General features: G+C 53.3%; 9 protein-coding genes and 1 pseudogene. 9 read left to right on the top strand and 1 reads right to left on the bottom strand.

The annotated features are described in order from the left end of the window. On the top strand, window positions 1-632 hold a 632-nt coding region (locus CPT76_RS15900), incomplete at its 5' end, for an S-layer homology domain-containing protein (RefSeq protein ID WP_105443572.1). Between the two features lie 42 nt (window positions 633-674). Here the strand turns inward: CPT76_RS15900 and CPT76_RS15895 are convergent. Next, window positions 675-914: a hypothetical protein gene (locus tag CPT76_RS15895; RefSeq protein WP_105443571.1), complete on the bottom strand. Its 240-nt coding sequence runs from the start codon at window positions 912-914 to the stop codon at window positions 675-677. Between the two features lie 522 nt (window positions 915-1,436). Between CPT76_RS15895 and CPT76_RS15890 the strand changes: the two genes are divergently transcribed. The 8 genes and pseudogenes from CPT76_RS15890 to CPT76_RS15855 all read left to right on the top strand — a co-directional run. Next, window positions 1,437-1,769 carry a hypothetical protein gene (locus CPT76_RS15890; protein WP_076167874.1) on the top strand — a complete coding sequence of 111 codons (333 nt, stop codon included), beginning with the start codon at window positions 1,437-1,439 and terminating at the stop codon, window positions 1,767-1,769. A gap of 88 nt (window positions 1,770-1,857) precedes the next feature. Next, window positions 1,858-5,849, top strand: a pseudogene (gene essC / locus CPT76_RS15885) (type VII secretion protein EssC). A gap of 56 nt (window positions 5,850-5,905) precedes the next feature. Then, window positions 5,906-6,691 carry a hypothetical protein gene (locus CPT76_RS15880; RefSeq protein ID WP_258168535.1) on the top strand — a complete coding sequence of 262 codons (786 nt, stop codon included), beginning with the start codon at window positions 5,906-5,908 and terminating at the stop codon, window positions 6,689-6,691. A 6-nt stretch (window positions 6,692-6,697) separates the two neighbouring features. Further along, window positions 6,698-7,753, top strand: coding sequence for a WXG100 family type VII secretion target (locus tag CPT76_RS15875; protein WP_146116254.1), 1,056 nt, complete (start codon window positions 6,698-6,700; stop codon window positions 7,751-7,753). Window positions 7,754-7,880: 127 nt separating this feature from the next. Further along, window positions 7,881-8,165, top strand: a complete 285-nt coding sequence (locus CPT76_RS15870) for a DUF4176 domain-containing protein (protein WP_105443569.1) — start codon at window positions 7,881-7,883, stop codon at window positions 8,163-8,165. Window positions 8,166-8,248: 83 nt separating this feature from the next. Beyond that, the gene (locus tag CPT76_RS15865; RefSeq protein WP_076167864.1) at window positions 8,249-8,524 is read left to right on the top strand and encodes a WXG100 family type VII secretion target; all 276 of its coding nucleotides are present in this window, start codon (window positions 8,249-8,251) and stop codon (window positions 8,522-8,524) included. Window positions 8,525-8,644: 120 nt separating this feature from the next. Continuing rightward, window positions 8,645-10,786, top strand: coding sequence for a hypothetical protein (locus CPT76_RS15860; RefSeq protein ID WP_105443568.1), 2,142 nt, complete (start codon window positions 8,645-8,647; stop codon window positions 10,784-10,786). A 45-nt stretch (window positions 10,787-10,831) separates the two neighbouring features. Beyond that, on the top strand, window positions 10,832-11,268 hold a 437-nt coding region (locus CPT76_RS15855), incomplete at its 3' end, for a vWA domain-containing protein (RefSeq protein ID WP_146116330.1).

Genomic DNA, 11,268 nt, shown 5'->3' with positions numbered 1-11,268 from the left:
AGGGAGCCGTTGTGATCGCGGCGCTGATCGGCCTGGCCGCTTCACCGTCGCAAATCTACGCGGACGATTCCTTTAAGGATTTAACCGGAGTCCAGGAGAAAGAAAAAATTGAGAGCCTTCATGCCCGTGGATTGGTACAGGGGATGACTGGCGACGAATTCCGGCCGCAAGCTGCGCTGACCGCTTCGCAAGGCGTGACGATGATCGTCAAGTCGCTGAAGCTGAATCTGGATGGCATCGCATTTATTAAGAAGCCGGAGGCAAAAGACGTGTTCACCCGCGTCGCCAATGACGCCTGGTACGCTCAGCCTTTTATCGTTGCCCATTATAATGAACTGGATATCCCGGCTAGCATCGAACCCGGCCGGACGCTGACCCGTGAAGAGTTTATTCACTATCTGGTTCAGGGCATCGAGCGCACCGGGGCATATCCTTTACCGAAAATATATATTCAAATCAGCGACGAGGCGAACATTACCCCATCGTACCAGGGAACGATTGAGCGTGCTTTGGTATATAAGGTTACGGCGTTAGACCCGGAAGGGAACATCCATCCAAAGGATCCGATATCCCGTGCCGAGGCTGCCGCCATGGTCTACGATGCAGTGGCTTTTGTGGAATCCCATCAGTAGTTGGGAACGCTGCCTTCATTAAACAAAAAAACACCATCCCTCTTAATAGAGGGACAGTGCTAGGGTGTCGTTTTCGCTCTTGCTGTGAAGGATGGCTTCGGAACCTTCGATTTCAATGCTGATCAGCGAATTCAAGCATTTCTGAAGTGCTCTTTTTCCGTTTTGAATTTTATTTTCCAAGGTGCCGCTCAGCAGCTTCAATATTTTCGAAGCAGGTTGTTTGCAGTCGGTTGTAAAATATACGGGTACTACTTTGTTTTGGAAGTTAATTAGTATTCTCATAGAAATCACCTCATTCGTGTTATTCCATACCTGTATTCTACCTGCCAAATATTAAAAAACCTTAAAGAAAACTTATAAATAGTTAAATTGCACACAATTTTTCGGAAGTGAATATAATTAGAGGCTTCCGATTTTTTTTGTGTTTTCAAATGCTGCGGCTCTAAAAATACGCCAAGGCTATAAATCTTTTAAGAGGGAACTTGCTTTCCTTGAATCTGCCTGTGAAACTGGGTATCAGGTATTATTTTCGGAGTGATAAAATAGGACCAGTATCTCCTTAAAATTGGATATAAAATCATTTACATACAGATAAATCCATCTAAAAATAGTACATAAGAACTATAAAACTCTAGAAGGCCGAGAATTAAACTAGTTAAAATGTCACAAATTGACAGGATTATGCACGGATGTTACATTATCATAAGGTTACAAAGTTTTCATATTTTCGCTTGGGTCTGCTGAAAGTTACTTCAATTACAATAAATAAGCTATTTCTACTATGGCAAGAAGGAGTGGACACCTTTGATTCTAACCGTGATGATCAGCGGCCAGGAAAGAGACTGGTTTGATGTCGAAGTGCCGGATGACTGCCCGGCGGCCCACCTAAAGGACATGCTGGGTGTTCGAATCTATGGGGAGGCTCCGCCTGAAGGCTCGCAATATATATTAGAAGGCAAATTTCCCGAGGGGCTCTGGTTCCCGGTAAAGGATGCCCAGGACGTAGCTGAAGCAGGACTTAGGGAAGGCTGTATGGTCCGAATCCAGCGGGCCTTTTCGACCACGACGGAAGAGGCGCCGAGCTTCGGCAGAAGAAATTTGTTTCAATATGAATGGAATCGGGTAATGGAAAGTTAAAAATGTTTTTTTTGGATTCCTGAACACTAGTACTTATTGCATGGGTAACCTGAAGGATTTTGGATGCCAAAAGAGGGGTTGACGCATTATGAATGTGTTATATCAACGTTCGCCCAGAATCAAACCGACGATCAAGGAACAGCGGCTGGACATCCTGAGGCCGCCGGGCGAGCCGAGTAAACCATCATTTTCTTTGGTTTCGATCATCCTCCCGGCAGTGATGACCATCTTCAGCATCGGTTTGTTTATCTACATGAACCTTACAGGGAATATAGCGAACAACACGTACGTCATGTTTCAAATGGTTTCTGTTGTTATGATGCTTACATCATATACGATCCCTTTCATCGCTTATCTGGGAAACAAAAGGAAATATAAAGAACAGCTGAACGAACGCATCAGCATGTATTATGCGGAGCTGGACAAGCTCAGGAAGGAGCTTTCCGCAGGGCAGAAGGAACAAGTGGACGTGCTGTACGATATCCATGGAGACCCCGATGTCTGCTTTCATATCGTAAAAAACCGGAACAGCTCCTTGTGGGAACGTTCACCGGAAGACGACGATTTTCTGCATACGCGGATTGGTACCGGCAGCCTGCCGTTTCATACAAAGGTAAGGGCGCCGAAGCCCGAAGGCTACGTCAAGGATCCGCTCCTCGAAGCGGCGCAGTCGCTCGAAGAAGAGTTTCAGACTGTGCCAGGATCCTCTATCGTATTGCCGCTGTTTCAGGCTAAAGTCGTCGGGATCGTCGGCGATCGCGAGTCCGTCATGAACGCGCTTCGGGTGGTCGCCGTCCAGCTGGCCGTGCGGCATTCGCCGGATGAGGTGAAGCTGGCGGCGTTTTATGAGGAGAAGGATGCCTTCGATTGGGATTGGATGAGATGGCTGCCCCATGTCTGGGATGAGGACAGATCATCGCGTTATATGGCGGACCGCCGCAGCAGCGCCCACCAGCTGGCGGATGAATTGTTTCAGCGGCTGGTAAGGCGCAAGACGTCCCGTGCTTTTTCCGGCCGGAAGATCGTAGCCCAGCTGCCGGCCTATGTCGTCGTTCTGGCGGGGAGCGGGCTGATCGAAGAAGAACCGCTCCTGCCGCTGCTGCTGGAGGACGCTGCCGACGTCGATGCCTGCACGATCATTATATCGGACCGCAAGGAGAAGCTGCCGATGCAGTGCCAGCTGATCGTTGATATGTCCCAGGGGAGCGGCCAGTATTCGCTGAAACGGGAAGACGGTTCTTTTGAATTGCAAAGCTTTGAATCTGATACGATTACGCTGGAAAAGGCGGACGCGCTCGCCCGTTATATGGCCCCGATCCGGCTTAAGCGTTCGTCGGCTTCGGAAATTCCATCCCTGCTGTCCTTGTTCGACATGCTTGGCCTGGAAGACATATCCGGGCGTGGGATGTACGCAGCAGGTGGAGGCACAACCGTTATCCGGAGAGCTTTCCCGTTCCGATTGGCGTCCGGGCCGGGGGCAAAAAAGTCATGCTCAACATTCACGATAAGATCGAACGGAACGGTCACGGCCCTCACGGCCTGATCGCAGGCACGACGGGATCCGGCAAAAGCGAAGTGATTCAATCGATCGTCGCTTCCCTGGCTGCGGAATACCACCCGCATGACCTGGCTTTCATGCTGATCGATTATAAGGGCGGCGGCATGTCCAACACGTTTAATCATCTTCCGCATGTTGTCGGAACGATCACGAATTTGAACAGCAGCCTGATCGAAAGAGCCAAGGTCTCGCTGAAGGCTGAGCTGGTCAGACGCCAGAAAATACTTAACGAATCGGGCAATCTGCAGCATATCGATGAATATTATAAGCTGCTTAGACAGCGGCAGGGACAACCCCTTCCGCATCTGGTCATTATTATAGATGAATTTGCCGAGCTGAAGCGGGACCAGCCCGAGTTTATGGATGAATTGATCAGCATAGCGGCGATCGGCCGCACGCTGGGCGTTCACCTGATTCTGGCCACCCAGAAGCCGGCAGGAGTTGTTGATGAGAAAATATGGAGCAATGCGAGGTTCCGCATCTGCCTCCGCGTTCAGGATGAAAGTGACAGCCGGGATATGCTGAAAATTCCCAATGCCGCCTGGATCACCAAACCGGGCAGGGGCTACCTTCAGGTTGGCAGTGACGAAGTGTTCGAGGAAATGCAGTTTGCATGGAGCGGGGCGCCTTATTTGGACCCTGAGGCCTCCCTTGAGAAACGGGCAGTAAGCGAAGTCGGGCTTAATGGCAAGCGGGAATGCCTGTTGTCCGGGGGCATGACCGCGGCCGAAATGCTGACGCAACAGCCGAAGCGACAGCTGCAGGTATTTATAGATCAGCTCGCCCGGACTGCGGAAGAAGAGGGGATTATCCGCCTGCAAGGCCCGTGGCTTCCGCCGCTTCCGGAGCATTTGGAGCTGGATGCCGTCATGCAAGAGACGGATGCGGACAAAATTGATGACATCGCCGGCATAGCCGGCCTGATGGACGATCTGCCGAACCAAAGCCAGAGGCTTCTGACCATCCCGATGCAGCAAGGACATTGGGCTGTGTACGGGATGCCGGGCCTCGGCAAATCGACCTTTGTCCAGTCCCTTCTGATGTCGCTGGCAAGATTGTACTCGCCGGCGGATTGGAACGGTTACGTTGTGGACATGGGCCGGGTCATGCGCGATTTTGCGGGGCTTCCCCACATCGGGGCGGTGATGACGGCCGAAGAGGAGGACCGGATCAAGAGGCTCTTCCGGTTTCTGATGAAGACGGCAGCCCACAGGAAAGAATTGTTCGCCGAAGCAGGTGTAAAGACGGCAGCCGCTTACAGACCGTTCCATCCTGGTTTGCTGCCTCAACTGGTCATCGTTATTGACGGCTATTTGAACTTCCGCAACATCTACCCTGAGGAAAACGAGACGCTGGAGTTTCTCCTCCGTGAAGGAGCAGCTCTAGGCATGACATTTGTCGTTACGGCCAACCGGATTTCTGATATATTCGAGAAAGTGCGGAGCAGTCTGACGAACGCTTTGACCTTCGAGTTGGCCGACTCCGCCGATTATTATTATGCTGTCGGCAGACCGGGACGTATACCGGGCAGTCTGCCGCCGGGAAGAGGTTTGGTGAAGGGGTACCAGCCGCCGCTGGAGTTTCAGGCGGCTTTGCCGGCCGTTGGAAAAGATGAGGTGCAGCGTACGGAAGCGCTCCGAAACCGGATCCAGCTGACCCGCTCCCTGTACCCCGAGCAGCAGGCTCCAAAGATCGGGAAACTGCCTGACCGTGTCACGCTCAGGGAGCTGCTCCCGCCGGCAGCCGGTTACGACCGGGATATATTGAACGGCGGCAGCCTCAAGGTGCCGCTCGGGCTGGCAACCGATGACCTAGACCCTTTCGGGGTCGACCTGCAGGAAGGTCCGCATTTTATCGTAGCAAGCCCAATGGAAGGGGGGAAAACCTCCTTTCTGCTGAGCTGGATGCTGTCCCTCGCACACCGCTATCCGCCGGAAATGCTACAGATGTATACCATCGATACCCGTTATGGGAACCGCGGGCTTAGCCAATTGGCGGAACTTCCGCATATTCAGGCTAGCGCCAGCCGCGAGGAAGAGCTTGGACCGCTGATTCAGCGGCTGTATGAACAGGTCCAAGCCCGGAGTCCAGGCCAGGAAGCGCCGGCTGCCGTGCTTGTGATCGATGATGCGGACCTGTTGGCGAAACAGCTCCAGGATTTTACAGTGAAAGAGCAGCTGACGGCGATCGTCCGCCAGGGCCGCGACCGAAATGTGCATGTGATCGTTTCAGGCGTGCCCGCTGATTTACCGACGTTCGGCGCAGACTGGTTTAACGATATTAAATCCTGCCAAAGCGGATTTTTGTTCGGGACTTTAGACCCTAACGATTTATCGTTCTTTCGTATTCCGTTTTCGGAAGCGAGTCATACCCAGGGGAGCTTGAAAATCCTTCCGCCGGGACAAGGGTACTATATTAAACGGAAATATTTCAGGGTTAAGGCCGCAATTCCGTTTGATGACTATTGGAACAGCCATCGCTGGGTTGCCGAAATTCGCGACCGATGGCATGTTGTCGTTTGAGGGGAGGTGGCTCATAATGTTGACGATTCATGCTTCCAGACAGGACACCATTACACTTGATAATAAGAATTCTTTTTCTTGCCGGGATTCTCGGTTCGGACCGGCTTCTCGGCGTGGAAGACCCATTTCAAGGATATCTGGCCGAAGAGATCTCGGAAGAATGGGATATTGTGAAAGCCTCTTTGCTGGAAAAGGGTTACCTCATTGAGGAAGAGAACGGCATAGAATTGTCTATGCCGCCCAAAATCTTTTCCAGAGTGGCGATTGCCGGCTTGGCGCAGCGGTCCTGCTGGCTTAAATATGTTCAAAACGACGAAACGTTCGAAGGCTATCTTCATGTGACCAACGAACGTGTCGTTCAAGTATGCAAATCCGCAGAGGACTGCCAGTACAAACTGGATGAGCTCGGGACCGTCGAGGAGGCCTGCCGCACGCTGGTGGAGGAAATGGACTTGAAAAACTTCGCGCCGATGGAGGCGCCGGCTTTGCTTCTCTCTAAAAAGAAGTTTGCCCATCTCTTCAGCCATACCTCGGAAATTCCGTTCGAAGAGCTCGGCGACCAGCTGGTAAAGGCAACAAACGATGTGGAAGGTTCTATCGCGCTTGCCAAATGTATGAAATACCGCACGGGTGAAGGTGAGCTGCAATTGTCGACTTGGACCGGCAGCGGCTGGGAGTCGCAAAATGCGGCGTTTATGGTCAATGACACGATGAACTGGCTCGTACGTATGAGCATCAAAGGGGATCAGGACTGGCTGACGGCCATTCCGGCGAGCAGGGAGCAATTTGAGGAAATGCTGCTTCAATGGCTGAAGCAGCCTGCAGAATTAAATGGAAGGTGAGAGTCCGTGCGTATTTCTGTTGAACCGGAGTCACTCCGGTCTTTAAGCCGTCAGTTAGATAGAGGCAGTGAACAAATTCGGGAAATGACGCTCGCCTTGAATCAGGCGCTTGGGAACTTTAGGGGAGAAGCGGCTTTCCCGCAATCCGTAATGGACGAATGGCAGTCCGCACACCGGCAGGGGGAACAGATCTATGCCATGCTGAAGGATATCGGCAAATGGATCGAATCCAAGGCATCCGAATTTCAAACCGCAGACGAGCAACATCATTCCATTCTGAACGATACCTTGATGTACTCAAGCCCAGCACTCATGTTCCAGTCGGCGGCCGTCTCCGGGAGAGAACCGATTCTGCCTGGATATGGGCTGACAGACGGGACGGTCTCCAATCCGTTATCCGCTGTTCAGGCCGTCCATGCCGAAGCGGGGGGCAGTTACTCGGGTTGGAACAGCCACGGGACGGCTGCCGCCGGAGCGGCGGCTGGGTTAGTGACTTTGATGGCTGGAGCTGTACTTCCTGCTGCTAAAGAAGCACGCTTGGGTATAAACAAAAACGAGCATGCCGGAAGTGCCAAGTTTTTGCTGGAGCGGGCCGCTAACAATCCTACAGCCTGGAGGTTCATTGACCCCAAGGCAGCGGACAAAATCCGAACCCTGGGACAAGGACCGGGTGGCCATTCGGGAAATGAAGGCCCTCCGGGAACCGGAACAAAGCGTGAGCTGCAGCAGGAGAGCGGGGAAGAGGACAGGGCTCCCGGCCATCTCATGATCAATAACGGTATAGGTCTGGGTGCGATAGCTGGAAGTACGGCCATCGGGGCTGCGGTCGGATCCGTCGTTCCGGCAGCGGGAACCGCTGTAGGGGCATTTGTCGGTCTGGCCTCGAGTCTCGTCATTTCGGCTGTAACCGACATCGAAGTCGCCGGTAAAACGCTGAGAACGCATGCCTCAGGCGGGATGGACTTGGTGTCCGACTCCGTCAAGGCGGTTACCCATGGGGCGAGCATACTGGCGGACCAGGTGAAGGACAAGCTGAAGTCGCTCGGCATGCGTTTTGCCTGAAACGGAACCTAGCAGTAGACGTGAAGTACCCAGTTATTTCTATCTGCATCTGATTCTATCACCGGATCGTGATTACCGGCTTCTTACCCATGAAGAATACATATTTAAATGAGAGGACGGACAAGCGATGGATAATGGGACTCCTTCACAAGCTTTGCTTCCGCTCGGATCTGTGGTTCTTCTGAGAGGAGCACAGAAGAAGCTGATGATTTATGGACGTAAGCAGATTCATCAGGAAAACAATCAGATGTATGATTATTTGGGGGTCGTATACCCGGAAGGATATATTGATCCGAATTACACATTTTTGTTTAATCATGAAGATATCGACAGTATTGAATTCAAAGGCTTTTTTAACAGCGAAGAGGAACAGTTTCAAAAAATACTGTCGGAGGTATCCGCGACAAGCTAAGCCAAATGGCATTTGTGATGTGCAGCCAGAGTTTAAGATACCCGAGGAAAGCATAGGAAACCGATAAAAGGGGAGGGACCATCATGTCAGGACGTATTTTGATTTCACCGGAACAGGTGGAGGCGGTCGCCAATCAATTTAAGCAGAGCGGAGAGCAGAGCCAGCAGCTCGTAGCGAGCTTGTCCCAAGCGATCCAGGGGATGGAGGGGCAATGGGAAGGCCTGACGAAGCAGCGGTTTTTCCAGGAGTTTCAAGAAGCCGGCAGACAGATGCAGTCATTTGTCCAGATTCTGAACAGCATCAGCCATGAGCTTGGGGCCATTGCCCAGAAATTCCGCTCTATCGATGAAACGAGATAATTTTAGCCATTCAAGTTACGGTTCGTTTACAGTAGAATAAGATCGTAGGAATCATCAACCGGGTGTATTTACTCCCGGTTTTCTTGCAGTCCATAAAGTTTAAGTGAAAGGGGGGTGTCCATGTCTTTTCAACCGAATGCGGGAGATGAGATGGTTATTAACGGGGTGCTGTACCGCGTTGGCCAGCATCCTGCCGCTCCCGGGTTAGCTTATGCGCAGGCAGGAAGGCAGGGAATCGTCTACCAGCTGATTCCTGCCAGCGGGCAGCTTCATGAAGCCAAAGCATTAAAAGTGTTCTTTCCGAAGTATCGTATTCCTGCGATGGTGTACCAGTCCGAAATGATGGAAATGTACAGTGAAAGTCCGGGTTTGCAGGTCTGCAGACGAGACGTGCTCACTCCCGAAAGAAACGAAAGCCTGATTGCCGAGCATCCGGACCTGCTGTATGCGGTGCTCATGCCCTGGATATACGGGCATACCTGGTTCGATATTATGACCGACCAGCGCCGGCTGCTTCGCGGGGAGAGCCTCGCGCTGGCCAAAGGGCTGGCGGCCATCGGATCGGGGATGGAGCAGCGCGGTTTGGCGCACTGTGATTTGTCGGCACCCAATGTCATGCTTCCGTTTTTTTCTGAAGTGGAATTGCCGGAACCGCGAAGCGTGGTCGAACTGGTGGACATTGAGCAGATGTACAGCCCGAAGCTGGACAGGCCTGATGTGCTGCTGGCGGGTTCACCGGGGTATGCCGCGCACCGGACGGTGCAAAGCGGGTTGTGGAGCGGTTATGCCGACCGGTTCGCCGGTGCGGTCATCATTGCGGAAATGCTGGGTTGGTGCGATCCCCAAGTCGTGGAGAAGGCCTGGGGGGAAAGTTATTTTGATCAGCCTGAATTGCAAAATCCGTGCGAGCGGTACTTTATTCTGAAAAATTCCCTGGAACGGAACTGGGGAGCGAAGACGGCGGAGCTGTTTGCGCGGGCCTGGGAAAGCCAGGATTTGAGCAGCTGCCCGACGTTCGGCGAGTGGCTGGTGCTGCTGTCGACGATGACGGAGAACAGCGAAAACGCGGATGAAAGCGTTACGGAGAAACAGGATGCGGTTCAGCCGGCGGAGTCTCCGGAGCCGTTGGTTTCCGCTTCCTCCCCAGTTTTGCGGCCGCCGGCGGTGCCCACTGCCAGAAGTTTCGTGGCAGCGGCCGCTGAGCGGGCGGCTGCCCTGACGAAGGGGGAAGAAGCTGCGTCCGGTGATCAGGATGTCGTCAACAGGCTGTTTCACCAGGCCAGAGAGCTCGAATCGAGTGGAAATCTGAGCGGTGCTCTGGAGGTGTACAAGTCCGCCCACCATTTTGTCAGCGAAGGCTCGCCGATGGAGATCGAGCTGGAAGCTGCGATTCGCGGACTGGAATCCGAGCTGAATCCGCCAGGTCCCGATCGGAAACAGGCCAAGGTCCCTTTTTACCTGTCGCGTAAATGGCTGACTTCGGCGGTGGTTGTCATCCTGCTTCTCGCCGGGACGGCGTTTGCCGTCAACCAAATCGTTGCCGACCATTCGCCAGGGAAGCACATGGAGGCGGGAGCCGGCACGAAGCCAGGCGGAGAGAAAGCTCCTGCGGTCCCGGATACAGCGCAAACGGATCAAAAGCAGGAGGAAGCGGACCGGCAGGCCGAGCTGCAGAAGCAGGATGCCGCGCGGAAAGAGGAAGAAGCCCGGAAACAGGAAGAAGCTCGTAAACAGGCGGAAGCACAGCGCCTGCAGGCCGAGGCCGAGCAGAATAAGCTTGAGGAGGCGCGCAAAGCCGAAGAGCGCAAGAAACTGCAGGATCAATACGCGGTCCAAGCAAAATATGACGCCTATTTGCAGCAGCAGAAGGAAAAAGCAAAGAAAAAGGCTGCCGAGCGAAAAAAACTGCAGGAAATGTACCAGAAGCAGGCGCAGTATGAAGCTTATCTTGCTTATCAACAGCAGAAGGAAGCGAAGGCGAGGGCGGAAGCGGAAGCGGCCCGTAAAGCAGCCGAGGCGAGGGCGCACCAGCTGAAGCAGAAGCGCTCCGGCCAGGTTGTCCAGCTGATCGCTTACTACAATCAGGCCTTTAACGCCCAGCGGGGCGGCAACATTGAACGGGCGCGCTCCTATGCCAAGGATTTCGCCCGCCTGTATGAGCAGGATGCGGCGTATTTCAAGTCCGTCGGCAAGGTGGGAACGCGGGCATCGGCCATCTACAAATTCCTGTCCAACGGCGCTTACTCGCTGCCTGACGTTTAGACATAGAAAAGACTAAGGAATTAATCAAAGGGGAGTTGTTTACTGATGAACTATACGATCCAGGCTTCCCAGCGGACTCCTGCGCTGATCATCTATCTGATCGACATCAGCGCATCCATGAATATGCTCATGGACGGCAAACGGCGCATCGACGTGGTGTACGAAGCACTGTCGCTTGCGATCCGCCAAATGGTGTACCGATCCACGAAAGGGAACCGGCTGACGCCCCGGTACCGGATTGCCATCCTAGCTTACAGTGACGACGTGTACGATCTGCTGAACGGGATCAAAGGGATCGACGAAATTGCTGCGGTCGGTTCCCTGCCGGACTTGACCCCGAAGCGGTTTTCGGATTCGGCCAAAGCTTTTCAGCAGGCAGAGAAAATATTGCAGGCCGAGCTGCCGCGCATGCAGGACTGTCCGGCTCCCCTCGTCTGCCACATGACGGACGGAGTAACGACCGGAGAGGATCCCGAGCCGAT

The sequence above is a fragment of the Paenibacillus sp. AR247 genome, assembly GCF_002968895.1.
GTDB classification, from domain to species: Bacteria; Bacillota; Bacilli; order Paenibacillales; family Paenibacillaceae; genus Paenibacillus_AQ; species Paenibacillus_AQ favisporus.
Note: the sequence above shows the minus strand (reverse complement) of the source record. Positions and strands in the feature narration are given on the sequence as shown.